Here is a 25201-nt window from a genome sequence, read left to right on the forward strand (position 1 = left end):
GCCTGCAACGGAAATCCATTTTCACCTTTCACAAAAATTCTATTGATGGTTTTGTTTTTTAACACTATGTAGGGAGCTGTTCAAACTAATGAATAGCTCTCTTATATTTTTTTAGAAAATAAACTAGCAATCTATAGAATTAATATGACATATTCGAGAATATATAGTAAAATTTTAGTGAATCATCATTCATTTTTAACAAAGGGGGAAATGGAATGTTGCAAGGGAAGACTATTCTTATTACGGGTGGATCAAGTGGCATGGGGCTGTATATGGCTAAGCAATTCGTCACTGAGGGAGCTAATGTTGTCATAACGGGACGTAACGAAGAACGATTAGCAGAGGCAAAGAAATTTATAGCGGAGGCTGGTCCCTCTATCGAGACATTCCAAATGGATGTACGCGTACCTGAGCATGCTGAAGCTATGCTCGCATTTGCTGTAGAAAAATTTGGTCAAGTGGATGGGCTTGTGAATAATGCTGCAGGTAACTTTATTGTACGTGCAGAAGATTTATCACCGAATGGCTGGAAGGCTGTCGTGGATATTGTATTAAATGGTACATTCTACTGTTCTTCAGTAGTCGGCAAGTATTGGATTGAGCAAAAAATCAAGGGGTCTATATTAAATATGGTGGCGACTTATGCTTGGAATGCAGGCGCTGGTGTGATCCATTCTGCTGCGGCCAAAGCGGGGGTACTATCATTGACAAGAACGCTAGCTGTCGAGTGGGGAAAACAGTATGGAATTCGCGTTAATGCGATTGCACCAGGTCCAATCGAGCGTACTGGTGGAGCCGATAAGCTTTGGGAATCACAAGCAGCGGCAGCTCGTACACTAGATTCTGTTCCGCTAGGTCGTATAGGAACACCGGAAGAAATTGCTGATTTAGCTACGTTTATGATGTCTAACAAAGCAAGTTATATGAATGGAGAATGTGTGACATTGGATGGTGGGCAGTGGCTCAATCAATATCCATTCTAAAAATGTTTGCATAACAGAGAGCTGGGTTGACGCATACTAAGGGTAAAGAAAGGAGTTTTGCCAATGGGTATGTGGTTAATACCAGCAATTATTGCCATTGTGATCATTTCTGCTATTTCGTTTGTCTATACGCTAAAAATAGCCAAAATGACTTCTGAACGGAAATCTGAAAATGATACCCCGATTTCAGAAACAGTTGAAGAGTATGCAACGATGTTGAACCCAATTGTTTGGGTCTATGCAATTTTTTTGCTTTTTTTAGGAATCATGATTTTTTATTACTGGAGTAAGGCTGGCTATTAGATAGGAACCATCTTCATTCAGTCATGAAAAGCTTGACTGAATGAAGATATACTAAGTTTTTGCTGTATGGGCTAAAATAATTCATTGTTCATGAAAAACTCTTCTCGGCCTGGTCATGGTCATACATAGAAAAGTTGTGATATGATGAAAGGGAAGGACTGTTCTACACAGTGAGGACAGAAAAGGAGAAGAAGTTCATGATTTCAACTAACAGCAAAGACTTATTAGCAATGCCAATTAGTGAGTTTATCATTTCCTCTGAAAAAGTTGCGCATGTACAAATTGGAAATAGTGCGGAACATGCACTCCTTGTACTAACACGTACAGGGTACTCGTCCATACCTGTATTAGATTTGAAATATCGACTTCAAGGTTTACTAAGCATGAAAATGATTACCGAATCGATTCTTGGACTTGAGCATATAGAATATGAAAAGCTACCTGATATTAAGGTTGACACTATTATGGAAAAAGAGATCGCTGTATTAAAGCTGACGGATACTTTCCAGCGTGCTTTGGATTTAGTCATTAACCACGCTTTTTTATGTGTAGTGGACGAAGATGGTACATTTGCAGGGATATTAACAAGACGTGTTATTTTGAAGCAATTGAAAAAATATATTTATCAAAAAGAGTAGTAGCTTAAGAGGGAACTCAGATGAAAATCATGAGGCCCTCTTTGCTTGTATTGGAGGTTTATTGTTTGATGGCAACAGAGGCAGAAATTTTAAAAATTTTAGCTGAAGAACGTAATATGCGGAAAGCAGCAGAACGTCTATTTTTATCCCAACCAGCCCTTTCACAACGATTGCAAACGATTGAAAAAGACTGGGGTGCACAGTTATTTATTCGCTCACAGAAAGGTCTTACAGCAACACCCGCTGGCGAACAGGTGATAGCCTATGCAAAGGAAATGCTGGCTAAAAAGGAAGAGATTTTTGAAACCATACAATCCTTAACAACAAAAGTAAATGGGACATTGAAAATTGCCTGTGCATCGATCGTTGGTCAAAACTGGCTACCAAAAATCTTGAAGGATTTTGTAGCAAAATATCCTGAGGCTAAAATATCCCTGATGACGGGCTGGAGTTCTGAAATTGTGAAAGCACTTTATGAGGGCGAGGCACATGTAGGTATTGTAAGAGGCCAGGTTGACTGGAAAGGAGAAAAGATCCACCTTTTCAGAGATACTCTATATTTAGTGGACAAAGAGGTTAAAACAATTGAAGATGTGTTAAAGACAGACCGTCCATTTATTCAATATAAGAGTGATTCCAACTATTATCAAGAAATTCAACAATGGTGGCAGCAGCATTTTGCTTCAAATCCTAGAAAACAAATTTTAGTGGATCAAATTGAAATTTGTAAGCAAATGGCTTTAAATGGTATCGGTTATGCGATCTTACCTTCTATTACGTTAAATGACCACGACGGCATTCATAAAATACCTCTGACAAATAATGAAAAGGAATTTGGACTTACACGTGATACTTGGCTAATTGGCTACGAATCCTCCTTTGAATTGAGACAGGTAGAGGCTTTTGTTGAAGTGGTGCAGGATCATGCACGGTGTTTGTTTGATTATACTAAATAGAAAATCAGGCAGCTCCAGGTTGTTTTGGAGTTGCCTTTTTGCATTGTAGAATTCTTAAGAGTTTATGAATATTCATGAAGATATCATAAGAAATGGAACAAAATGCAATCTAAATCGTATAATTATGTAACCATCTATTTACATAAAAAGGGGTTGAGCTTTTGAAAAAGACAAAATGGACGGCACTGACCTTACTAGTTATGCTTGTAATGAGCTTTATCTTGCCTACAACACAGGCGAGCGCTGCTGCTACGCTAGAGGTCAAAGCAACAGCAGGTATTTCAGGAAAAGCGAAATATCAATCAGTAGTGCCACTACAAGTTACAGTGAAAAATAATGGAGCTGACTTTTCTGGAGATATGGCGATCAATTCAGCCAACTCTTATGAGGCTGCTTCAGCACTCGTCGTTCCAATTGATATAGCAGCAGGAGAGGAAAAGACATTTACTTTCTATCTAAATGGTTTAGCTGACTATAGTTATTCGGACACAGATTTATTTGCCTTTTATGAGGGAAACATTGAAAAAGGAAAAAAGATTGCCTATAAAGGAACAAAGCGTCTGCAATCAAATTTTTTAGATCCCTCATCAACATTCATTTATACATTAACAGATAAAAGTGATCGACTTTCAGCGCTATTACGTTTATCAACATTTGTAGCTCAAAGCAATGTGGAAGTATTCAATATCAATCAATTAAAAGATTATACACTTCCAGAAGATTCACAAGGACTTGCTATGGCCAATGTTATTGTTGTAGATGAAGTGGCGATTGCTGATTTAACACAGAAACAACAAGAAGCATTACTTAAATGGGTACAAGATGGTGGTACCTTACTTCTAGGTGCTGCTGACCAAATCGATGCAACTGCAGGTATTTTTAAAGAATATTTACCTTTGTCATTATCACAAGAAATGACTTCGATTTCTGCAGAAGCTTTAACTAAACTGTCAGGAGGCGGCATTTTTACTCAGCCGATTTCGATTTACTCAGCTACTAGTAGTGAAGGAAGTTTACCTGTATTAACAGAAAATAATGCAGTGTTAGCAGCAAAGAAAAAAGTGGGTAGCGGGGAAGTTATTCAAACAACCTTCTCTTTAGGTGATCAACCACTCGCTTCTATGGATGGCTATGCAGCACTTTTAGCTAAAGTGATCAATATTCAAAGTATTTCACAGCAAGGAATGATGAGACAGGGGCAATCTCCTCTCGATCAAATCTCTTATGAACTTCGTAACATTAACGAATTATTTCCATCATTCGAAGTATCTGTGAGCTATATGCTAATTGTCATTATTCTTTATATTTTAATTATCGGGCCAATGCTTTATTTTGTCTTGAAAAAAGCGGACAAGCGTGAGCATGCATGGTGGATTATTCCATCCATCTCTGTTGTCCTTTCCATTGTTCTCTTTATTGTCGGAGCGAAGGATCGTATTGTTCAGCCACAAGTGCAACAATCTGCATTCTATAAAGTAAATGAAGATAGTAGTGTAAATGGCTATTATGTAGAGTCCATTCTAACGAATCGCAGTGGGGATTTTGTAGTCAATGCTGATCAAAATACAACTGCCGTTGCATTAAGAAATTACAATAATTTCACAGGCACGATGGGGCCATTACATGAATCTTCCTATATAAAAGAAAACGCTAGCGGTTCAACGCTAACATTACGTGATTTAAGCTACTGGTCTGTGCAATCCTTTGGTGGAAAAACATCAGCACAAAATATTGGCAAGATGGATATAGATATAACGCTGAAAAATGAAAAACTAACAGGAACAGTTAAAAATAATTTCCCGTTCGCATTAAAAGATGTCACATTAATCTCAGGTGTGAAAGAAGTAAAACTGGGTGATATTGAAGCAAACGGAACATTACAGGTCAATAAGGAACTGAAAACAACGGTTCTTCAAAAACCATCTATCTTCAATAATTATAATTATAGTTACCCATCGAAAAAGGATGAGGTAGACCCAATGCGTATTGAACGAATGAAAACATTAGCATTGCCGCTTGTAGAAAATGATAAACAGCCAATACTTACTGCTTGGACAGATCAAGCTATTGTAGGGGTTGAATTAGAAACAAGTGCCAATATGTCACCGATTACGATGCTTGTTCAGCCATTTAAAGGAAAAGTAGAGCTATCTGGCCCATTTACAATGAAGCGCAACAACTTCTCGTATACAGTAGAGCCACTATCAGCAAATGGGTATTATGAAAAGATCGAGGAAGAATTGAACAAATGGTACCTATCTGAAGGGTTATACGAAGTAACGATGGCCATGCCAGATCAATTTATGGATGTTATTAAATCATTTAATGAGCTGACAATTTCTAATAAGGATGTCGCACGTATGCAGCTTTCCATTTGGAATAATGAAACGAATGTATATGAGCCATTGGTTGATACAAAGCAAGTGTTTACTGATAAAATTTCAACTTACTTTAATCAAGAAGGAGAGCTTCGCATTGAATTAAAGTATGGTCCCGATCCATCAGGGGAACAAACGAAGTTACCAGACATAGAGCTGAAAGGAGTGGCAAAATAATGATTGAAATTCGTGATTTAACGAAACGGTATGGCTCCTTTACAGCACTAGATCATTTAAACTTATCTTTAGAAGAAGGCGTTGTATTTGGATTTGTTGGCGCCAATGGAGCAGGTAAATCAACAACCTTCTCTATTTTAGCTACACTATTGTCACCGACTTCAGGTGATGCTCTAATAAATGGCAAAAGTGTAGTAAAGGAACCAAAAGAAGTTCGTAAGCAAATTGGTTATATGCCCGATTTCTTTGGTGTATATGATCAGTTAAAAGTAGATGAATATTTAGATTTTTATGGAGCGAGCTACGGTATCCAATTAGCAGAGCGTCAAGTGTTAATTCCACAACTATTAGAACTAGTGAATTTAACAAATAAACGCTACGAATATGTTGATTTATTATCACGTGGTATGAAGCAACGTTTATGTTTAGCCCGTGCACTTATCCATGATCCAAAGGTTTTAATTCTAGATGAGCCAGCATCAGGACTAGATCCACGTGCTCGTGTGGAAATGCGAGATATTTTACGGAATTTAAAGTCCATGGGAAAAACAATTTTAATCTCGTCGCATATTTTGCCAGAACTTGCTGAGATGTGTGATGAAATCGGTGTTATTGATAATGGTAAATTAATTGCGCATGGCAATGTAGCTGCGATTCAGGCTCAGCTACAGGGAGAAAAGCGTATTGTATTGAAAGTGACAGATCAACTGGATGCAGTACGTGCATTTTTAGAGGAAGATCCTCAAATTTCATCTCTTGATGTCATCGACAATCGTTTAGAAATAGCCTTTAATTATCGAGGAACAGATGTAGAGCAGGTGGCATTGCTGAAAAAGGCGATGCTTGCCGATTTACCGATTTATGCTTTAAGTGAAGAAGAGAAGGATTTAGAGGATGTCTTTATGGCGATTACGAAGGGAGCGGACAATCAATGATGGAAAGATTTTATAATCCAGTACTTGTAAAAGAATTGAAGTTACGCTTCCGTTCTTTTAAAAGCTTTTCCGGTTTAATGTTTTATTTAGCAGTACTGTGTATTTTCATTGCAGGGTTTTTATTGCTTACAACTGAATTTACTGGCAAAGGCTTCTTTAGACCAGAGACAAGCTTTATGATGTTTGCTGTGCTAACCATTTTACAAATGGCATTAGTTCTTTTCATTACACCAAGTTTGACTGCAGGTGCCATTAGTAGTGAGCGCGAAAAGCAAACATTAAATATTTTATTAACAACGACACAAAGTTCTACACAAATTGTTGTTGGAAAATTACTATCTTCTGTAGCATTTCTAGTATTGATGCTGGTAGCGGGATTGCCACTATATAGCTTAGTGTTTCTATTCGGTGGTGTGTCGCCTTCACAGCTTATTTCTATATTTTTATTTTATTTAGTCACTGTAGTAGCCATTGGTAGCATAGGCGTGATGTTCTCCACAATTACAAAAAGAACCATTGTTGCCATGATTGCCACATATGGCTCAATCATTTTCTTGGGTGGTATTACAGCATTCTTCTTCTTTTTAACAATGGCCTTTCATCAAATGGGTAACACCATTGGAACAGGTACCTCCTTTATGACCTATTTCTGGGCGTCTATTAATCCAGGTGCTTTGATGCTGACACTTATTTCTCCGGAAATGGGAGATGCGCTTAGCGAACTTTCAGGCGTGAAATTACCTGTTTGGATTACCTATTTAATAGCGTATATCTTGATTATCGTTTTATGCCTAACAATCGCCATTAAAAAATTACGTGCCAACATGAAAAGTAATCGATGAGGAGGAATAGTTATGGAGCGTCGTAAGCAATTACGAAAATATATTCAGCGTGCAAAATCGAGATTAACTCTTGAAAGAAGCATTCCCATTGCACAGTACGGTTTGTTTTTGGCATTGCTTTCGAGTGCTTCTCTCATACTTATTTCTCGACTATTTGTTTGGCCCTATTATCGCCAAATAGCGTTAGGAGTTTTCATTACTGTTATTGTTGCAACCTTTGCTTATATATGGTGGAAACGAGTCAACGAGAAAGAGGCTTTGCACACACTCGATCATTATTTTTCACATAATGAATTAGTGACAGCGTTATCATTTAAAGATGATCAGGATCCTCTTGTTCAATCACTATTATCGAAAGCTATGCAAAATGCTGAAAAAGCTTTTACAGATTTCAAGGCTCGAAAGAAAAATCTATTTCGTCCTCAGGCATTTATTGGATTATTTATCACAACAGTTGTACTAGCCATTCTTTATATGTTCCCAGCAGCTACGCAAATCGAAGCAATAGAGGTTGAAAAGGAGCAGGCTGTAATTGAAGATATGAAAAAGGAAGTTGCTGAACTAGAGAAAAAGGCTGAAACAAAAGAAGTAAAGGAGCAATTGCAAGAACTTCAAAATACTTTAAAAGAGGCTGAAACAGCAGAAGAAGCTTTACGGGAAGTTGTGAAGAAGCAAAAGGAATTAGCTCTAAAGGAGCAGCATTTAAAAGACAAGCAAACGGCTAGCCAAGATGGAGCTGCCGAGGGACAAGGCTTGTCGAAGGAAGAAATTGAGCAGCTAGAAGAGCTTGCCCAAATGCAGCAAGGGCTCACAGAAAATGCAAATGCCATACAAACCGCTATGAGTAAACTTGGTAAACCAGCGAGTAACTCCTTACAAAATGCGATTGCCAGTGCCAATAATGCAAACAGTCACAATCAAAACAATCAACAGTCATCTGGTAATGCCCAGCCAAGCAATCAACAAGGTCAGTCTAGTCAGAATAATGCTCAAAACGGTTCTCAACAACAAAATGGTAATAGCCAAGGACAGGGCCAAGGCCAAGGACAAGGGCAAGGGCAAGGGCAAGGTCAGGGTCAGGGACAAGGGCAAGGTGGTCAAGGAGCAGGAAGTGGCCAAGGCAGTCGGAATTTGTTAACGACACCGAATCGAATTGGTGGGTCTAGTGAGACATCTGTAGATGGTGGTGCATTAGGAGATGGTTCTCATGTATCCGAGCAACAAGGAAATGGCCCGATAACAAAGGGTTCTATTCGACCTTATGAGGAAGTAATTGGCTCTTATAAAGACAGCTATTTAGAGAGTTCAGAGCGTTTGCAATTACCGAAGGATTTACAAAATGTCGTGCAATCTTATTTCACGTCAATTGAGTCGCAGTAGGAGGAAAAAAAATGGCCTTTACGGAGCAACAGTATGTAGATATGAGCACGAAATTACAACAAGTTAAAGAAGAGATTCATCGCTTCATTGTCGGACAGGAAGAAGCAATTGATTATACCTTATATGCAGTATTAGCGGATGGTCATGCATTGTTAGAAGGTTTACCTGGTTTAGGAAAAACGATGTTAATTCGGACGATTTCAGAGGTACTGGATCTGTCGTTTTCACGTATTCAATTTACACCAGATCTTATGCCAGCAGATATAACAGGAACGAGCATGATTGAACGTACACCCGATGGGAAGCAGCAATTTACGTTTCAACCTGGGCCAATCTTTAGCCAAATGGTATTGGCTGATGAGATAAATCGTGCAACACCGAAAACACAAAGTGCCTTGTTGGAAGCAATGGGAGAAAAAACGGTAACGATATTAGGGGATACGAAAAAAATGGCGAAACCATTTTTCGTGTTGGCAACACAAAACCCAATCGAGATGGAAGGAACATACCCGTTACCAGAAGCACAAATGGACCGTTTCCTTTGTAAAATTCTTGTACCCTATCCTGAAAAAAGTGAACTAATGGAAATTATGAAGCGAACGACAGGTGCTCAGGAAATTGGTTTACAGAAGCAGATGGATACGGAGGCTCTTATTGAAGCTCAGCAAATGGTGAAAGAAGTGATGGTTGCTGATGAAATGCTGGAGTATGCAACGGATTTAGTGGTGGCTACGCATCCTGAAAGAGCTGATGCACTTGATGAGGTTAAACAATATGCAATGTATGGCAGTGGCCCACGTGGCTTGCAGAGCTTAATCAAATTAGCAAAGGCGAGAGCTCTAATGAATGGACGTTTCCATGTTTCTGTAGCGGATATTAAGTCTGTTGCAAAGCCCGTTTTACGTCATCGGATGCTGTTGAATTATGAAGGGGAGGCTTCAGGAAAAACAGCAGATGATGTGATTGATGTTATTTTAGAAAAGGTTCAGCAAGGTGTTGGCAAGTGACAGCCAAATACTTATTGCCCGAAGACTGGTTAGCAAAAATCAGTCGCTTTCAAGTAGCGACGGCCTCCAAACTACGTGGGCAACATAAGGGCTCGCATCGTTCACAACGCTTCGGGGCATCCCTTGATTTCTCGGATTTTCGAGAATACCATTTAGGAGATGATGTACGCCAAGTAGATTGGAACGTCTTTGCTCGTACAGATAAATACTTTATTAAAAGGTTTTTAGACGAGCAAGAGATGCGTGTACATATTTTACTAGATGCTACCAAATCAATGGGGGATCATGCTAAGTGGCTATTTGCTCGTCAACTCGTAGCCTCCCTCGGTTTAATGGTATTAGGTCGAGATGACCGTTTATCCTTTTCTATTGTTCAGGATGAAGTGAAACCACCCTTTAGACGGAAAGGTGCCATGTATCGCCGAGCTTTTTTACAGGTAGTAACAGATATAGAGGAAGCTAATTACTCTAATCGTTTTGCCCAGAGTGCACTAAAAGCTTTGCCTAAAGATAGTACCGTATTATTCATCGTAACAGATGGATTAGAGCCAATTGAGGAATGGGAACAGCTATTGAAAAGGCTACCACGCTATGCTGGGGATGTTCGCATTTTGCAAATTGTGACGCAAGAAGAGCTGTCACCAAATTATTCGGGTGATGTACGCCTGCTTGACCGTGAAACAGGTAATGATGTGAATGTGACGATGTCCTCTAAAGTACTAGAGACCTATCATGCAAGACGCTTATTACATGAAGACGAATTTGATGCCATTTGCCGTCGCTTTGGTGTTCGAAAATTACAATTGAAAGTGGAAGATGGATTGCAACATGCAATTTTCCAGCAATTATTAAAAGCACATTGGATTAGGTGAGGTGAGCCGTATTGGGCTTTAGTCAAATTATATTTAGCTGGACGGCCATCATCCCGGTCATTGTCCTACTCTATTATTTCTTTCGAAAAAAATATACAGAGCAAACTGTTTCTTCGACACTTTTTTGGTCGGAGATTATGCAGGAAATGCGTGTATCGCCTTATTTAAAGCATTTACAAAAAAATGCCCTACTATATTTACAGCTACTAGCGTTGCTACTACTTGTATTGGCACTGATGAATCCATATGTAAAGAAATCAACCATTGTGGGTGCACAAACCATATTTATTGTAGATACTTCAGCTACAATGTTGGCAGGCAAGAGTCAATCAACCTTCGACACACATAAACAGGAAATGCTGACCTTGATGGATGAGCTGAATGGTCGACCTGTTACATTGATTACAACTGGTGCCGCTCCAAAAGCTGTTTTACAGCAAGAAACAAACATGAATGAAATAAAAAAAGCTATTCAAGATTTACAAGTAGCCTATGAAACAGCTGAAATGAATAAGGCACTGGATGTGGCACAGGCATTTGTGGGTGATACACCAACTTCTATCTATGTTTTTACAGATACACTTGATAAAAAACAATTACCGATGGACAAGGGTTCTGTGAAATGGCTAGTAAGAGGTGCTGCAAAAGACTTAACAAATATCGCTATTACACGCTTTGCTGCTACGACAGATGGACAAGTTACGCTGGCACTTGTACAACTCCATAATGATACAAATACAGAGCAAAAGGTAACACTAGCATTGCAAAATGCAGAGGGCGAGGAGCTGGTAGCAGAAAGTGTCGTTGTGCCTCCAAATGAAGCCATTACGAAAACATTCAAAGATTTGCCTTTAGCAAAATCGATGACAGCTACTATTGATGCAAAAGATGATTATGCTGTAGACAATCAACAAACCGTTTTACTACAAACAACTACTTCTAAAATTGCTGTTGATCAAGGTATGCATCAATTGATACAAAAAGGTTTTCAAACGGTCAGTAATGGGGTAAAAATCGTTCCATCATTACAAGTAGCTGACAATCAGGATGCTACAGTAATCACAAACCAAACAGCCTTATTAGAAAAGATGGACAAACCCCTTGTATTATTTGGTCGTGACGATGCAGAAAAAGTAGAAGCAAATGGCTTGGTAAGCACTAGAAGTGATGCATTGTTTGCTTTTAGCGAACTAAAGGATGTTTATGTTAGTGCTGTTTATCCTGGCTTTGCGGACTATGAAACGATTGCTTCTGTTGGAGAAGAGCCGTTCATCCAACGCTCCCCTAAAGGAGATATCGTTGTTTTAGCGGATATTGCCGATACAGATTGGCCATTACATCCATCATTCCCGCTATTTCTATGGAGTACTGAGCAGCAGCTAACAGAAACAGTTGGTTCACTTGGGATTTTTTCACCGAATGAACAGCGTGCAGTAGCTTTAGCGCAAGGAGAGTGGAATGTTTATTCGCAAGAAGACGAGTTTCTCTCGACTATTACGAAGGGCATGCTAACTGCACCAAAACAACCAGGCATTTATATGGTACGTTCAAATAATGAAGAAAAACAATTGATTGTGCAATTGCAAGCCCAAGAACGCGTTATTGAACAAGGAACAAGCTTTACATTAGGTGATATCTCAGATAATGGGAAAGAAGAAGTATCGATGACCTCTTTCGTACCTTGGCTAATTGTGATTATTTTATTATTACTTGTTTCAGAGTGGGAGGTGCAACGACGTCGTGGATTTACGAATTGATATGCCATTAGTATTGTTGCTACTCCTTCCATTGTTCTTGTATTTTGGATGGACTTATTTTCGTGAACAGCAGCGACTCAAAAAAAGTCATATTGTTGTACTTGCTATTCGCATAGTAGCAGTAAGCTGTTTAGTTTTTGCACTTGCAGGTCCATATCTATTATTACCAATAAAAGAAGAACAAATCGTCTATTTAGTAGACCGTTCTGCTTCCATGAATGGTACAGAAGATGAAATGGTTCAGTTTATACAGGAGAGCCTACAATCAAAAAAAGAACCGCAGCTTGCAGGCATTTATTCATTTTCCTCCACTTTACAAACAGAAGCCATTTTGTCTAAAACTTTAAAGGAAGTACCAAAACTTACAGAAATTAAAGCAACCGATCAAACAAATATTGAACAAAGTCTCCAGCTTGCAGCAGGTATTATCGATCCGAAAAAAGCAACTCGTCTTGTGCTATTAACAGATGGTAATGAGACAAAAGGCGATGCTTTAGAATTTGCCATGAAGCTGAAAGGCTCCAATATTAGTGTGGATGTTAGACCTTTTAGTCAACCAGTTGTCAATGATGTGTCACTAAAAAGCTTTGTATCCCCTCAGGTTGCTTATGTGGGAGAGCAGCAACAATTAGTGACGGAAATTCATGCAACGACTGCAGGCCAAGGAGAGCTGTTATTATATGAAAATGATAAGCTTATTCATCGAGAGGCAGTTGAGCTGACTGAAGGCACGAATGTGTTTACCTATAAACATGCAGCGACAGCTGAAGGACTTGTAAAATATGAGGCAGTTGTTCAAGTTGGTCAGGATGCTATTTTTGAAAACAATAAGTTAACTAGTGTCACAATGGTACAAAGTGAACCACATTTACTAATCGTTAATGGTTATGAAACAGCTTCACCTATCGCAGCAGCACTTGGCAGTCAATCTATTGCCTATGATGTTGTCAATCCTCAAAGTCTACCAAATGAACTGTCCAGCTATTTGCAGTATAATGCTATTATTTTCGACAATGTGCCAGGTCATTTAGTCGGTGAGGCAAAAATGAGTGTTATTGAGCAAGCAGTCAAAAACTTTGGTGTTGGTTTTACCATGGTTGGAGGAGAAAATAGTTTTGGTCTAGGCGGCTATTTTAAAACACCGATTGAAACCTTATTGCCAGTGGAAATGGAAATTAAGGGCAAAGAACAATTACCTTCCTTAGGGTTAGTGATTGTACTTGACCGTTCTGGTAGTATGCAAGGCTCGAAGCTAGAGCTTGCTAAAGAAGCAGCAGCACGTTCTGTTGAGATGTTGCGAGATGAGGATACATTAGGATTTATTGCCTTTGATGATCGTCCTTGGGAGATTATAGAGACAGGACCTCTTAGCAGTAAAGAAGAGGCAGTGGATACTATTTTATCCGTAACACCTGGTGGTGGAACAGAAATCTACAGTTCATTAGCTAAAGCCTATGAAAATCTAGCTGATTTAAAACTGCAACGTAAGCATATTATTCTCTTAACAGATGGGCAATCACAGTCAGGAAATTACGAGGATCTAATTGCTGAAGGAAAAGAAAACGGTATAACTTTATCGACAGTAGCGATTGGACAAGATGCCGATGCGAACTTATTAGAAGCGCTTAGTGACATGGGCAGTGGCCGTTTCTATGATGTCATAGATGAGCAAACGATTCCTTCTATTTTATCTCGTGAAACAGCTATGATTTCTCGCACTTACATTGAGGATAATCCATTTTATCCAGCGATTTATAATGCAGCAGGATGGAATTCACTGTTTACCAATGGTGTCCCACAAATGAATGCTTACATTGGCACAACGGCAAAACAAGGGACTACTGTTGTGGCAGAAAGCGAGAAGGAAGATCCTGTGTTAGCGCAGTGGCAATATGGTCTCGGTAAAACTTTTGCCTTTACATCTGATTCAACGGGTAAATGGACAGGAGATTGGGCAAGATGGCAGGATTGGGGAACATTCTGGCAAACACTTATTTCACAAATGCTACCAAGCTATAATGATGTGGCCTATGATGTAAGATTGGAAGCAGATGGTTCCTTTATGATTACCGACCCTACAAATGAAGCTGCATTTTTAGATATTGTAGCAGTTAATGAAGCTGGGGAAGAGCTAGAAACACAACTTGAAACCATTTCGGCCTCCCAAGTTCGAGCTGTAGTACAAGCCGAACCTGGATTAATATTCTTCCGTGTAGCAGATGAAAAGCAGGCCATTTATCAAGCAGGACTAAGTGTTCCTTATAGTGCCGAATACGAACTACTTCCTGTTAATGATCAACTGATAGAAGAGTTAACGCAACAAACAGGAGGCGCGGTTTTAAAGGAACCACAAGATGTATTCCGAGACTTTACAACAAAAGGAGCGGATCGACAAAATATTGCTACATGGCTTCTCTTAGCAAGTATGCTTTTATTCTTTATGGATATTACCATAAGACGTTTTGGTTGGAACTTCCTAACGAATGCGAAGAAGAAAGAACCGCTGGTTGAGGAAAAACCTATACAGGCAGAAGACACAAATGTGGCACAGTTATTAAAAGGTATGAAAAAACGATCTTAATATAGTGGAAGCAGTGCAAAATCTAATTGTTTTGCACTGCTTTTTTGTATTGTTTGAGGAAAGAGATGTATCTATTTTGAAAAAGTGGATAGAGATGATCTAAAAAGTGGGACCTTTGCTCATAAAGAGATAGAAAGCGCTCTAAGTTGAGTCGCAGCCGCTCCTAAGGAGGTGGAAGGCGCTCTAAGTTGAGTCGCAGCCGCTCATAAAGAGAAGAAAAGCGCTCTAAATTGAGTCACAGCCGCTCGTAAGGAGAAGAAAAGCGCTCTAAGTTGAGCCGCAGCCGCTCGTAAGGAGAAGAAAAGCGCTCTAAATTGAGTCACAGCCGCTCGTAAGGAGAAGAAAAGCGCTCTAAGTTGAGCCGCAGCCGCTCCTAAGGAGATGGAAGGCGCTCTAAATTGAGTCACAGCCGCTCGTAAGGAGATAAAAAACGCTCCAACCAAGGTCGTCGCCGCTCATAGAAGGAAGAAAAGCGCTCCAATCTTGGCCACCCCCATCTCAATGAATGCTTATTATCCAAACCCCCTTCAATAAAGAGAAGAATTAAACCTCTTTACTAGCTCCGTTTTACGCAAGCTGCTAGCAACCATAACACCTAGAATGGCGCCGATTGTACTTGATGTTAAAAAGGCAGGTAGGAAGAAGAATGCTGCTACAGATGTTCCCATGAATAATTTTGCATAAGGTACGGCAATAAGTGAAGCAAGAATGCCAGTTCCCACAACTTCTCCAATGCCAGCTAACCACATTTTATTGCTATATTTATAGGCAAGGGCCGCACAGGACGCGCCAATGACACTACCAGGGATAGCTAATAGAGAGCCTGTTCCGGTAAGGATTCGAATGACGGCAGTGACAAAGGCAACTATTACTGTTGGTACGGGTCCAAATATAATGGCTCCTATCACATTAATAGCATGCTGAACGGGGTAAGCACGTGCGATTCCTGTTGGGATAGATACGAAAGTAGAGCCTGCAACAGCAATAGCTACTAATAAAGCCATGACTGTTAATTTACGAATTGACATAAAGTTCACTCCTTTTGATAAAGTTCGTGAGGAAAAATAAAAAGGCCGCCCCTTTAAACAATAGGAAGCGGCCTTGCGTGTATATAGTGACAACAGCAAGTAGCGCCACTTCCCTCCGCTAGTGTGAACTAGATCAGGTTCAAAGGGTCCGTATATTACCATATACGTCTCAGCCTTTTAAAGACTCCCCTAGTGGTTAAAATCATTCAATTTCGTTGACCAACATTAATGTAACATACTGCTAAAAATAGTCAATGATTTTTCAGACTATTTTGTATCGGGATGCATTAAATGAGGTGCTTTTTTCAATGTCCAGATGAGCGCAAGGAAGAAGCAAGCTAATAATATGATCGATCCGAAAATATATGGGCTATTCATATTCCAGTCAAATAATAAACCAGCCAAAGCGGGTCCAATCATATTACCAAGACTCATATAGGCATTATTCAAGCCCGCAGCGAATCCTTGTTCTTTCTCTGCAAGCTTTGAGATAAGTGTATTAACAGCTGGACGAATTAATGTCGTTGCTGTAGAGAAAATCGTTGCTACAACTAATATAAGGGCAAAGCCAGACACAAATAATATGAAGAAAATAGCAACAGATGCAATAAATAAATTGACAAGCACTACCTTCATTTCACCAAAGCGATTGAATAGTGGTGTAATAATAAACATTTGTACAACTACCCCAAAAGCACCACCGACAACTAATATAATTGCTATGTCCACAGGTGTGTAATTAAACTTTTCTGTCACAAATAATGACAATGTCGTTTGGAAGTTTGCAATTCCGAATGAGAACACCAGCATAATGATAAGCATTACAAAATAAGGCATATGTATGGAACGAGCCATTTGCTTCGCCAGATTGTCTAGCTTTTGCTTCTTTTGTGCAGTGTTTGGTTTGGTAGATGGTAATAAAAAGTAAGATAAAATAGAAGCTAGGATGGCTGCAGCTCCAGCAGTGTAAAATGGAAAATGTAAGCTAACCTTTGCTAAGAAACCACCGATTCCTGGCCCTATCATAAAACCAAGAGACATGGCAGCACCCAACATCCCCATCCCTTTCCCGCGTTCTTCATAGGTTGTGACGTCAGCGACAAAAGCCATAATAGGAGGTGCGACAAAAGCGGAACCTAGGCCACCTAAAAAGCGTGCTAAAAAGAGCATCCATACATCTGTAGCAAGGCCAAAACCGATTTGTGCAAGACCTGTCACGATGAGACCGAAAATAATTAAATTTTTTCGACCGTACTGATCGGAAAGGTTCCCAGCAATAGGAGAAAATACGAATTGAGCTAAGGCGAAGGTTGCTATTAGCATACCTAGAACTTGTCCTGCTGCACCAAATATTTTTAAATACTCCGGCATGACAGGAATAATAATGCCAATACTCCCCATTGCGATAAACATATTAAACATTAAAATATACAAAGCCGCCTTATTGGACTTCTGCTGGGTCATCGAATGAACCCCCTTTTTTTGTAATCAAATATAGTACAGTCTATCATAAAGAATTATTGCTTGGCTAATAGTTAAGATTGTAGAACTGGTTCTATATTTAGAATGGTTTTCCACAAAAGTTTTCGTTTAGGCACCTATGAATTGCTAAACAATCCATTTTTGTAATAAAATGGATTGAAATGAAGCTGTAGAATGGGAGATGGAAAATTTGCAGCTCCAAAGTTGCAACAACAATGAATGGACTTCGCTTATGTAGAGATAATTAAAAAAAATTGTGAGTTAGTCTGTAATGACATAAAGGTTGGCTATAAATCCTAGCGATGATATAGCGGCATCAGAAATACTGAGTGAAGGTTATGTAATATAAAAAGTACACTTTCATGGCTTGTTTTTCGATAAAGCAATATAAAATTGTGCATGATAGATGACAATATCTAGCTGCAAAGCTATTCCATAACAAATGATGTAGGAATCCTCGAAATCCAGATAAATTATTTTCTAAATATAATAATGCGAATAATCCATTGTAAAGGTTCTTATTTAATAGAAAGTTAGATAAGCAGAAAAAAACTAGCGAATGGGTGTGAAAACCAATTCGCTAGTTTAATTATCGAATACTCATTTTAAATTCTAAAAATAATTCATTGTATTTCCCTAAGTAATCTGGTCCTAAGTTTTTGTAGACCTCTAATGTATCGCGTTGTTCTTCAGAAGGATAGTAGCGTTCGTCAGAAACAACTTCTTCATCCATTAAGTCCATAGCTGCAATATTAGGTGTTGAGTAGCCTACAAAATCGGCATTTTGAGCACCAGATTCAGCACTTAGCATAAAATTGATAAAGGCATGGGCACCATCGATATTTTTCGATGTTTTTGGGATGACCATGTTATCAAACCATAAGTTTGAGCCTTCCTCAGGTACTGCAAAGTCTAGCTCTTCATTTTCATACATCATGTCTGCTGCTTGCCCAGACCAAGTAAGGGCTACAGTTGCCTCATTATTGATCATTAATGGCGTAATTTCATCTCCAATGATAGCTTTCACATTTGGTGCGAGTGTGATTAATTTATCAGTAGCTTCACGTAGTTCTTGATCATCTAGTGAATTCAGAGAATGTCCAAGACTGTTTAAGCCCATTCCAATGACTTCACGAGCACCATCCACTAAAAACACTTTTCGTTTTAAGGAAGGGTCCCATAAATCGTCCCAAGAAGAGAAGTCTAAGTCTCCAACAAGGCTTGGATTGTAGACTATACCTACAGTTCCCCAAAAATAAGGGACAGAATATTTATTGTTATCATCGAATGGTAAATCTAAAAAGTAAGGATCAATATTTTTAAAATTAGGGATCTTCGTTTTATCTAAAGGAATCAATAAATTTTCTTCCTTCATTTTTTCAATCATATACTCAGAAGGCACAGCAATATCGTAAGCTGTTCCACCTTGCTGAATCTTTGTCATCATGGCTTCATTGGAATCGAATGTTTCATAGATGACATGAATGCCTGTTTCTTTTTCAAATGCTTTTAACAAATCAGGATCAATATATTCTCCCCAGTTAAAGATGGTTAACGTGTCTTTTCCACTTTTACCGCCGCCTGCACTTAAGGCGTCAGCCGCATAGAATAAAAGGGCTGAAACGACAAGGATGGCGATGGTAGCTTGAATTAATGACTTCATCGTTGCCCCTCCATTCTTTTACTCGTACGACTTGTAATGAAATAATAACCAACAACAACTAAAACCGTAACAAAGAATACTAATCCAGAAATCGCATTCACCGTTAGAGAAATTCCTGCTCGGGCCATTGAATAGATTTCTACGGATAAGGTACTGAAGCCATTACCTGTTACGAAGAACGTCACGGCAAAATCATCTAATGAATACGTAAGGGCAAGGAAGAAGCCTGCAAAAATGCCTGGCTGAATATAAGGTAGGATGACACGCATCATAACGTCCTTTTTCGTTGCCCCTAAATCTAATGCTGCATCGATTAATGAGTTATTCATTTCTAATAGTTTGGGTAAAACCATTAGTACAACAATCGGTACACTAAATGCGACATGGGCTAATAACACAGATGCAAAGCCCAGTTTAATGCCAACCATTGTAAATAAAATTAAGAAGCTTGCCCCGATGATAACGTCTGGACTGACAATTAAGACATTGTTTAAGGATAGTAAAGTATTACGCATTTTTGAATCCTTAACCGTCACAATACCAATTGCTCCTAGCGTACCAATAATAGTAGAAATGAGAGCAGAAAGTAATGCCACGATGACCGTATTTATTAAGATAACAAGAAGACGTGAATCTTCGAAAACGGCTTGATAATGCTCTAAAGTAAAGGATTCAAAATGATTCATGGAACCGCCACTATTGAACGAGTAAAAGATTAAATAGAGGATTGGTGCATAGAGAACGATAAAGACAATTGTTAAATAAACTTTGGCTGATGCAGATAGTTTGTTCATCGTACGCGACCTCCTTTATCCTTTTGTCCCGTAATTAGCATAATAATCACCATGAATAAAATTAAGAATACAGCAATAGTGGAACCCATACCCCAGTTTTGTGTCACAAGGAATTGCTGTTCAATCGCTGTACCTAGAGTAATGACACGGTTCCCCGCAATTAAGCGAGTAATCATGAACAGGGATAGTGCTGGGATAAAGACAACTTGAATACCAGACTTAACGCCATCCATTGTCAAGGGTAAAACAACGCGACGGAAGGTTGTAAAAGCCGAAGCACCTAAATCACGTGCTGCATAAATGAGCGTTGGGTTTAATCGATCTAAAGAGTTGAAAATCGGTAAAATCATAAATGGAATAAAAATATAGACCGATACAAAGACAAAGCTAATATCAGTAAAGAGCATTTGCTTTGGATCGAAGCCAAATACTTCGATAAATGCATTAATTGGGCCGTATAGCCCAAAGATGCCGATAAAGGCATATGTTTTTAATAAAAGATTAATCCATGAAGGAATAATAATAAGCAGAAGCCAAAGTTGTTTATGTTTTGTCTTCGTTAAGAAATAGGCAGTTGGATATGAAATTAATAATGTAAAGAATGTAATTAAAAATGCATACCAAAACGAGCTCAAGGTCATTTTTAAGTAAACAGAAGAAAAGAATCCTTTATAGTTATCGAGCGTAAAGTTGCCATGTAAATCAAGTAGGGAATAATAAACAACGAGTGCTATCGGCGCGATAACGAAAAAGGCAATCCATAACACATATGGAAATAACGCTGATTTCGATGTTTTAGTTTGCATCTTCATCGTCTCCATACGATTCTAGTCGTTTATCAAACTCTTCCTCTGTTTCGTTTAAGCGCATTACATGAATCGCCTCAGGATCAAAGTCTAAGCCAATTTCAGTCCCTACTTCTGCTTTCTTTAATGAATGGACTAACCACTCATTACCATCTTTATCGTATGTTGATAATTCATAATGTACGCCTCGGAATAATTGTGTATCCACTTTTACCACAAGTTTTCCTTTATCAACCGTTGTCATTTCTAAATCTTCTGGTCGAATGACAATGTCTATTTTTTCATTTAGCTTCATCCCTTGGTCGACACATTCGAAAACTTTGCCAGCAAATTCAACCTTGAAATCCTCAATCATTACACCAGGTACAATATTGGATTCACCTATAAAGTCAGCAACGAAGCGGTTAATCGGTTCATCATAAATATCCACCGGTGTACCTGATTGCTGAATTTGTCCTTCACTTAAGACAAAAATTTCGTCACTCATCGCAAGTGCTTCTTCTTGATCATGTGTAACAAAGACAAAAGTTTTGCCAAGACGTTGCTGTAGTTCACGAAGCTCATATTGCATTTCTGTACGTAGCTTTAAGTCTAAAGCTGAAAGTGGCTCATCCAGTAAAATTACTTCAGGATCATTGACAATGGCACGTGCAATCGCCACACGTTGTCGTTGTCCACCAGACATTTCAGATATTTCGCGGTTACCATATCCTGCCAAATTGACAAACTTTAAGGCTTCAGCTACACGCTCTTTTATGTCCTTTTCAGGGAGCTTCTTAATGCGTAGGCCAAATGCGACATTTTCAAAAACATTTAAATGAGGGAACAGCGCATAATCCTGAAAGACAGTATTAACCTGACGTTCATTGGCAGGAACTGCATTAATCTTTTTATCATGGAAAAATACATCTCCTGTTGTAGGTTCCGTAAATCCTGCAATAATTCGTAAAATGGTTGTTTTACCACAACCTGATGGACCAAGGAGTGTGTAAAATTTCCCTTTTTCAAGCTCCAAATTGATATTTTTTAAAACGACGGTACCGTCACTATATGACTTTGAAACATTTTCAAAGCGGATAATTGAATTTGTTGTCATGGATGCGCCTCCTTAAGCTATAAATAAGAATCTGTTGCGACAAGTAAAATTTTTGTTTCATCATCATGTGCATTAAAAATCTGATGATGGTCTGTCGCGTCATAATAAAGTGCATTGCCTTCACTTGCGATATACTGTTCATTCCCTAAAACGAGACGAATACGTCCTTTAACCACATAAATAAATGTTTCAGAGAGCGAAGGCTCAAACTGTTTGAACTCGCCATCTGCGGCAAAGGTTAAGAAAATGGGTTCCATCTCTTTTTCATTCGAAGTAGGAATTAGCCATTGAATTTCATATTTTTTTTCTTCATCCGTATAGGTAGATTGATCTTCCTCTGTATAAACAACCTTCTGTTCAGGTGATTCATCATCAAAAAAGTCTTTAGGTCTCGACCCTAAAACTTCTAATATTGAAAATAATGTTTCAATAGAAGGTGAGTTTAGATCACGTTCTAATTGGGAAATATAACCTTTACTTAAATCTGTACGTTCTCCAAGTTCCTCTTGGGTAAGACCTTTTTTTAAACGAAGCGCTTTAATTTTTGCTCCTATTTGCATCTTTTCCCTCCTAAGAGAAGTTTAGCAATGATAAACTTTCGAAATATGAAGTTTACTTTAACGAAACTTTTAGTTTACTAAAACCATTACAATTATACATAATAATAAAAAATTTGCAATCGTTTTTCGTGAAAAAAATAGCTATAAAATGTTAAAAAAAGAAGTATAAATTTAATTGAGAAAAAAATTGTATAGTGTAGAAAATTATTGTTAAAAATAGCTGATAGAAAGACAGTAGCGATAATTCCATTGATGGATTTGACGAATTTTTGTCAATCGATTTCAATCATCCAAACGGGCGGAGTTTACTTGTTTGAAAAACTACGGTTACTCTGCTATCGTAGAAGACGAGTTCGCTAGTGCGAATGGAATATATAAACTACATATTTATTCGGAGGGATTTATTATGGCAGAACGCATGGTAGGTAAACAAGCACCTGACTTTACAATGGAAGCAGTACTTTCAGACAAATCATTTGGTAAAGTATCATTAGAAGATATTAAAGCACAAGATAAATGGACAGTTCTTTTCTTCTATCCAATGGACTTTACATTCGTATGTCCAACTGAAATCACTGCAATGAGCGATCGTTATGACGAGTTCGAAGACTTAGATGCAGAAGTAATCGGTGTTTCTACTGACACGATCCATACACACTTAGCATGGATTAATACAGACCGCACGCAAAATGGTCTTGGTGAATTAAAATACCCATTAGCTGCTGATACTAACCATCAAGTATCTAAAGAATATGGTGTTTTAATTGAAGAAGAAGGTATCGCATTACGTGGTTTATTCATCATCAACCCAGAAGGCGAATTAAAATACCAAACAGTATTTGATAACAACATCGGCCGTGATGTTGATGAAACACTACGTGTACTTCAAGCACTACAAACGGGTGGTCTTTGCCCAGCTAACTGGCGTCCAGGCCAAGCAACTCTATAATTTAAATAGAGTCCAGTCATTATGCAACAAATTAACAGTCCCCACGACAAGCTTGTGGGGACTTTTAACTGAATTTTTCTTTTTGGAAAGATTTTTTAGACCGTTAGCTAAATATCTGAAGACAAACTATCTATTAGAGGAGGATTTTTATGAAACTTCGTGAACAAATGCCTGAATTAGTAGGCGCAACGACTTGGTTAAATGGTGAAGTATCAAAAGCGGAATTAGTAGGCAAAAAACCAACTTTAATTCACTTCTGGTCAGTAAGCTGCCATTTATGTAAAGAAGCAATGCCAGACGTAAACAATTTCCGCGATCAATATAAAGATGAATTAAACGTTGTAGCAGTACATATGCCACGTTCTGAGGCAGATACTGATTTAGATACAATAAAAGCAGTAGCAGCAGAGCATGATATTGTGCAACCAATCTTTGTAGACAGTGAAATGAAACTAACAGATGCTTTTGAAAACCAATATGTACCAGCGTATTTTGTGTTCGATAAAGATGGTCAGCTGCGTCATATGCAAGCTGGTGGTAGTGGTATGAAAATGCTAGAAAAACGTGTAAACCGCGTGCTAGATGAGATGCGTAACGCTGAATAATAACGATATGTTGAAGACGGGGATCTAAGTCCTCGTCTTTTTTGTTGTCCAACATTGACGAATAGGCTCTTGTTTTGACAATACATATCGCAGAGAATACGCTACAATGGTGGTATAGTAGTTTTCGGAGGGATTTTTATGATGAAAAAAGAGTTTGCAGTCATAGGGCTTGGACGTTTTGGAGGAAGTATTGTTCGTGAATTAATGAGTCAGGGCGCACAAGTAATGGCGATTGACCATTCTTCAGAGCGTGTAGATGAGTTTGCTTCCATTGCTACACAAGCTGTTATTGCAGATTCAACCGATGAGTCGGTACTGAATTCATTAGGCATTCGTAATTTTGAGCACGTAATTGTAGCAATTGGGGAAGATATTCAAGCAAGTATATTAACAACCATCATTTTAAAGGAAATTGGTGTTGAGCAAATTACGGTAAAGGCTCAAAACGATTACCATGAAAAGGTTTTACGTAAAATTGGCGCAGATTTTGTCGTCCATCCTGAGCGAGATATGGGGATTCGTATTGCCAATAATATGTTATCAAATACTGTACTAGATTATTTAGAGCTATCAGATGAGCACTCCATTATGGAATTAAAGGCCAATGATGCGATTGCAGGATACTCCATTATGGATTTGGATATTCGCGCTAAATATGGCATCAACATTGTAGGAATCAAGCGTGGAGCTGACATTATTGTATCTCCACAGGCAAGTGACAAGATTTTACTAGGAGATATTATGCTTGTTATAGGCGCTGATGTGGATATAAATCGTTTTGTTAAAAAGGCATTGAATGGGTAAGAGCAAATGACAAAACGCAGATGGAGACTTGTTATATTTGCTGGTATATTATTAATTGGTGGATTTATCATGCAAAACAGAGAAAAAAGTGAAGATGAGGCAATCTCTCTTGTTCTAGATCATGCCACAGAAATTGACGACATTGAATTATTCCAAGGAGACCAATCACTATTTCGTGCTACAGGCGATGAAGCACAAGATTTTATTGAGAAATATCCATTAAGTCATGTAAGGAAGCTTTCCAAAAAGGAAAGGACTATTTTTGAAGAAAAGCCAGCTTATCATATTGTTTATAAAATGAAGGATAAGCCTATTTATGAGGTGGAAATTTTAAAAGTGGCCATTAGTTCTGAACTCGACGAAGAGTTGCAGCAAATGGTTTTTCCTATAGGTGATGCACAATATTTGATCTATTGGACAAAAGAGAAAAAGGCACTTGAACAATCAATCAATACGCAACGTTTACTTGAACAATACGTACAATAATATAGGTAGTGATTCAGCAATTCATGCTGGTCACTACTTTTTTATTCTATTATTAAGAAAAATTGGAAAAATTATTTGATTTCATTCAGAGAGTTAGATTAAACTTTGACATAAAGAAG

Annotated in this window: 23 protein-coding genes and 1 riboswitch; of the genes, 16 read left to right on the forward strand and 7 right to left on the reverse strand. The window is 38.4% G+C overall.

From position 1 onward, the window contains the following. Nucleotides 1-215 precede the first annotated feature (215 nt). The 12 genes from fadH (at nt 216) to JTI58_RS13235 (ending at nt 14809) form a co-directional block, all read left to right on the forward strand. Entirely contained in the window at nt 216-983 is a 768-nt protein-coding gene (fadH, locus tag JTI58_RS13180; RefSeq protein WP_205441561.1) for a 2,4-dienoyl-CoA reductase, read from the forward strand. A gap of 63 nt (nt 984-1046) precedes the next feature. Beyond that, nucleotides 1047-1286, forward strand: a complete 240-nt coding sequence (locus JTI58_RS13185) for a hypothetical protein (protein ID WP_048391979.1) — start codon at nt 1047-1049, stop codon at nt 1284-1286. Between the two features lie 197 nt (nt 1287-1483). After that, entirely contained in the window at nt 1484-1924 is a 441-nt protein-coding gene (gene cbpB / locus JTI58_RS13190; RefSeq protein ID WP_205441563.1) for a cyclic-di-AMP-binding protein CbpB, read from the forward strand. Nucleotides 1925-1992: 68 nt separating this feature from the next. Then, nucleotides 1993-2880: a transcriptional regulator CcpC gene (locus tag JTI58_RS13195; RefSeq protein WP_205447275.1), complete on the forward strand. Its 888-nt coding sequence runs from the start codon at nt 1993-1995 to the stop codon at nt 2878-2880. 161 nt (nt 2881-3041) lie between these two features. Continuing rightward, nucleotides 3042-5435 (forward strand): DUF8725 domain-containing protein, encoded by a 2394-nt coding sequence (locus JTI58_RS13200; RefSeq protein WP_205441565.1) that lies wholly within the window; start codon nt 3042-3044, stop codon nt 5433-5435. Next, nucleotides 5435-6370: an ABC transporter ATP-binding protein gene (locus JTI58_RS13205; protein WP_205441567.1), complete on the forward strand. Its 936-nt coding sequence runs from the start codon at nt 5435-5437 to the stop codon at nt 6368-6370. The genes JTI58_RS13200 and JTI58_RS13205 overlap by 1 nt, the downstream gene beginning before the upstream one ends. Beyond that, on the forward strand, nt 6367-7212 hold the full coding sequence (locus tag JTI58_RS13210; protein WP_205441569.1) for an ABC transporter permease: 846 nt from the start codon (nt 6367-6369) through the stop codon (nt 7210-7212). The genes JTI58_RS13205 and JTI58_RS13210 overlap by 4 nt, the downstream gene beginning before the upstream one ends. Nucleotides 7213-7224: 12 nt before the next feature. Further along, nucleotides 7225-8592 (forward strand): DUF8809 domain-containing protein, encoded by a 1368-nt coding sequence (locus JTI58_RS13215; protein ID WP_205441571.1) that lies wholly within the window; start codon nt 7225-7227, stop codon nt 8590-8592. 11 nt (nt 8593-8603) lie between these two features. Then, nucleotides 8604-9599, forward strand: coding sequence for an AAA family ATPase (locus JTI58_RS13220; protein WP_205441573.1), 996 nt, complete (start codon nt 8604-8606; stop codon nt 9597-9599). Further along, a complete protein-coding gene (locus JTI58_RS13225) occupies nt 9596-10471 on the forward strand; it encodes a DUF58 domain-containing protein (RefSeq protein ID WP_205441575.1) in 876 nt (291 codons plus the stop codon). Before JTI58_RS13220 ends, JTI58_RS13225 begins: the two co-directional genes overlap by 4 nt. A gap of 11 nt (nt 10472-10482) precedes the next feature. Further along, nucleotides 10483-12228 carry a vWA domain-containing protein gene (locus JTI58_RS13230; protein WP_205441577.1) on the forward strand — a complete coding sequence of 582 codons (1746 nt, stop codon included), beginning with the start codon at nt 10483-10485 and terminating at the stop codon, nt 12226-12228. Beyond that, on the forward strand, nt 12212-14809 hold the full coding sequence (locus tag JTI58_RS13235) for a VWA domain-containing protein (protein WP_205441579.1): 2598 nt from the start codon (nt 12212-12214) through the stop codon (nt 14807-14809). The genes JTI58_RS13230 and JTI58_RS13235 overlap by 17 nt, the downstream gene beginning before the upstream one ends. A 527-nt stretch (nt 14810-15336) precedes the next feature. Here JTI58_RS13235 and thiW read toward each other — a convergent pair. From thiW to JTI58_RS13270, 7 genes are all read right to left on the reverse strand, one after another. Next, a complete protein-coding gene (gene thiW, locus JTI58_RS13240; RefSeq protein ID WP_205441587.1) occupies nt 15337-15837 on the reverse strand; it encodes an energy coupling factor transporter S component ThiW in 501 nt (166 codons plus the stop codon). Nucleotides 15838-15930: 93 nt separating this feature from the next. After that, nucleotides 15931-16038: riboswitch (TPP riboswitch) on the reverse strand. Nucleotides 16039-16104: 66 nt separating this feature from the next. Next, entirely contained in the window at nt 16105-17301 is a 1197-nt protein-coding gene (locus JTI58_RS13245; RefSeq protein WP_205441589.1) for an MFS transporter, read from the reverse strand. Nucleotides 17302-17908: 607 nt separating this feature from the next. Next, nucleotides 17909-18982 carry an ABC transporter substrate-binding protein gene (locus tag JTI58_RS13250; protein WP_205441591.1) on the reverse strand — a complete coding sequence of 358 codons (1074 nt, stop codon included), beginning with the start codon at nt 18980-18982 and terminating at the stop codon, nt 17909-17911. Further along, complete coding sequence (locus JTI58_RS13255; RefSeq protein ID WP_205441593.1) at nt 18979-19776, reverse strand: ABC transporter permease; 798 nt, start codon at nt 19774-19776, stop codon at nt 18979-18981. The genes JTI58_RS13250 and JTI58_RS13255 overlap by 4 nt, the downstream gene beginning before the upstream one ends. Beyond that, the gene (locus JTI58_RS13260) at nt 19773-20582 is read right to left on the reverse strand and encodes an ABC transporter permease (RefSeq protein ID WP_205441595.1); all 810 of its coding nucleotides are present in this window, start codon (nt 20580-20582) and stop codon (nt 19773-19775) included. Before JTI58_RS13260 ends, JTI58_RS13255 begins: the two co-directional genes overlap by 4 nt. After that, nucleotides 20572-21678 (reverse strand): ABC transporter ATP-binding protein, encoded by a 1107-nt coding sequence (locus tag JTI58_RS13265; protein ID WP_205441597.1) that lies wholly within the window; start codon nt 21676-21678, stop codon nt 20572-20574. The genes JTI58_RS13260 and JTI58_RS13265 overlap by 11 nt, the downstream gene beginning before the upstream one ends. 17 nt (nt 21679-21695) lie before the next feature. Next, a complete protein-coding gene (locus JTI58_RS13270) occupies nt 21696-22238 on the reverse strand; it encodes a helix-turn-helix domain-containing protein (protein WP_004224674.1) in 543 nt (180 codons plus the stop codon). A gap of 406 nt (nt 22239-22644) precedes the next feature. Between JTI58_RS13270 and JTI58_RS13275 the strand changes: the two genes are divergently transcribed. The 4 genes from JTI58_RS13275 to JTI58_RS13290 all read left to right on the forward strand — a co-directional run bounded on the left by JTI58_RS13275 (nt 22645) and on the right by JTI58_RS13290 (nt 25082). Next, nucleotides 22645-23187, forward strand: coding sequence for a peroxiredoxin (locus tag JTI58_RS13275; RefSeq protein WP_004224676.1), 543 nt, complete (start codon nt 22645-22647; stop codon nt 23185-23187). A 149-nt stretch (nt 23188-23336) separates the two neighbouring features. Further along, entirely contained in the window at nt 23337-23792 is a 456-nt protein-coding gene (locus tag JTI58_RS13280) for a TlpA family protein disulfide reductase (protein WP_205441599.1), read from the forward strand. A gap of 141 nt (nt 23793-23933) precedes the next feature. Continuing rightward, entirely contained in the window at nt 23934-24596 is a 663-nt protein-coding gene (locus tag JTI58_RS13285) for a potassium channel family protein (protein WP_004224679.1), read from the forward strand. A 6-nt stretch (nt 24597-24602) separates the two neighbouring features. Further along, nucleotides 24603-25082 (forward strand): hypothetical protein, encoded by a 480-nt coding sequence (locus JTI58_RS13290; RefSeq protein ID WP_205441601.1) that lies wholly within the window; start codon nt 24603-24605, stop codon nt 25080-25082. The last annotated feature ends 119 nt before the right edge of the window (nt 25083-25201 follow it).

Source organism: Lysinibacillus fusiformis (assembly GCF_016925635.1).
Classification (GTDB): domain Bacteria; phylum Bacillota; class Bacilli; order Bacillales_A; family Planococcaceae; genus Lysinibacillus; species Lysinibacillus fusiformis_F.

Coding starts and splice junctions, on each gene's coding strand:
- fadH (WP_205441561.1), top strand. CDS start 216: ATGTTGCAAGGGAAGACTATTCTTATTACGGGTGGATCAAGTGGCATG.
- JTI58_RS13185 (WP_048391979.1), top strand. CDS start 1,047: ATGGGTATGTGGTTAATACCAGCAATTATTGCCATTGTGATCATTTCT.
- cbpB (WP_205441563.1), top strand. CDS start 1,484: ATGATTTCAACTAACAGCAAAGACTTATTAGCAATGCCAATTAGTGAG.
- JTI58_RS13195 (WP_205447275.1), top strand. CDS start 1,993: ATGGCAACAGAGGCAGAAATTTTAAAAATTTTAGCTGAAGAACGTAAT.
- JTI58_RS13205 (WP_205441567.1), top strand. CDS start 5,435: ATGATTGAAATTCGTGATTTAACGAAACGGTATGGCTCCTTTACAGCA.
- JTI58_RS13210 (WP_205441569.1), top strand. CDS start 6,367: ATGATGGAAAGATTTTATAATCCAGTACTTGTAAAAGAATTGAAGTTA.
- JTI58_RS13215 (WP_205441571.1), top strand. CDS start 7,225: ATGGAGCGTCGTAAGCAATTACGAAAATATATTCAGCGTGCAAAATCG.
- JTI58_RS13220 (WP_205441573.1), top strand. CDS start 8,604: ATGGCCTTTACGGAGCAACAGTATGTAGATATGAGCACGAAATTACAA.
- thiW (WP_205441587.1), bottom strand. CDS start 15,837: ATGTCAATTCGTAAATTAACAGTCATGGCTTTATTAGTAGCTATTGCT.
- JTI58_RS13245 (WP_205441589.1), bottom strand. CDS start 17,301: ATGACCCAGCAGAAGTCCAATAAGGCGGCTTTGTATATTTTAATGTTT.
- JTI58_RS13250 (WP_205441591.1), bottom strand. CDS start 18,982: ATGAAGTCATTAATTCAAGCTACCATCGCCATCCTTGTCGTTTCAGCC.
- JTI58_RS13255 (WP_205441593.1), bottom strand. CDS start 19,776: ATGAACAAACTATCTGCATCAGCCAAAGTTTATTTAACAATTGTCTTT.
- JTI58_RS13260 (WP_205441595.1), bottom strand. CDS start 20,582: ATGCAAACTAAAACATCGAAATCAGCGTTATTTCCATATGTGTTATGG.
- JTI58_RS13265 (WP_205441597.1), bottom strand. CDS start 21,678: ATGACAACAAATTCAATTATCCGCTTTGAAAATGTTTCAAAGTCATAT.
- JTI58_RS13270 (WP_004224674.1), bottom strand. CDS start 22,238: ATGCAAATAGGAGCAAAAATTAAAGCGCTTCGTTTAAAAAAAGGTCTT.
- JTI58_RS13275 (WP_004224676.1), top strand. CDS start 22,645: ATGGCAGAACGCATGGTAGGTAAACAAGCACCTGACTTTACAATGGAA.
- JTI58_RS13280 (WP_205441599.1), top strand. CDS start 23,337: ATGAAACTTCGTGAACAAATGCCTGAATTAGTAGGCGCAACGACTTGG.
- JTI58_RS13285 (WP_004224679.1), top strand. CDS start 23,934: ATGAAAAAAGAGTTTGCAGTCATAGGGCTTGGACGTTTTGGAGGAAGT.
- JTI58_RS13290 (WP_205441601.1), top strand. CDS start 24,603: ATGACAAAACGCAGATGGAGACTTGTTATATTTGCTGGTATATTATTA.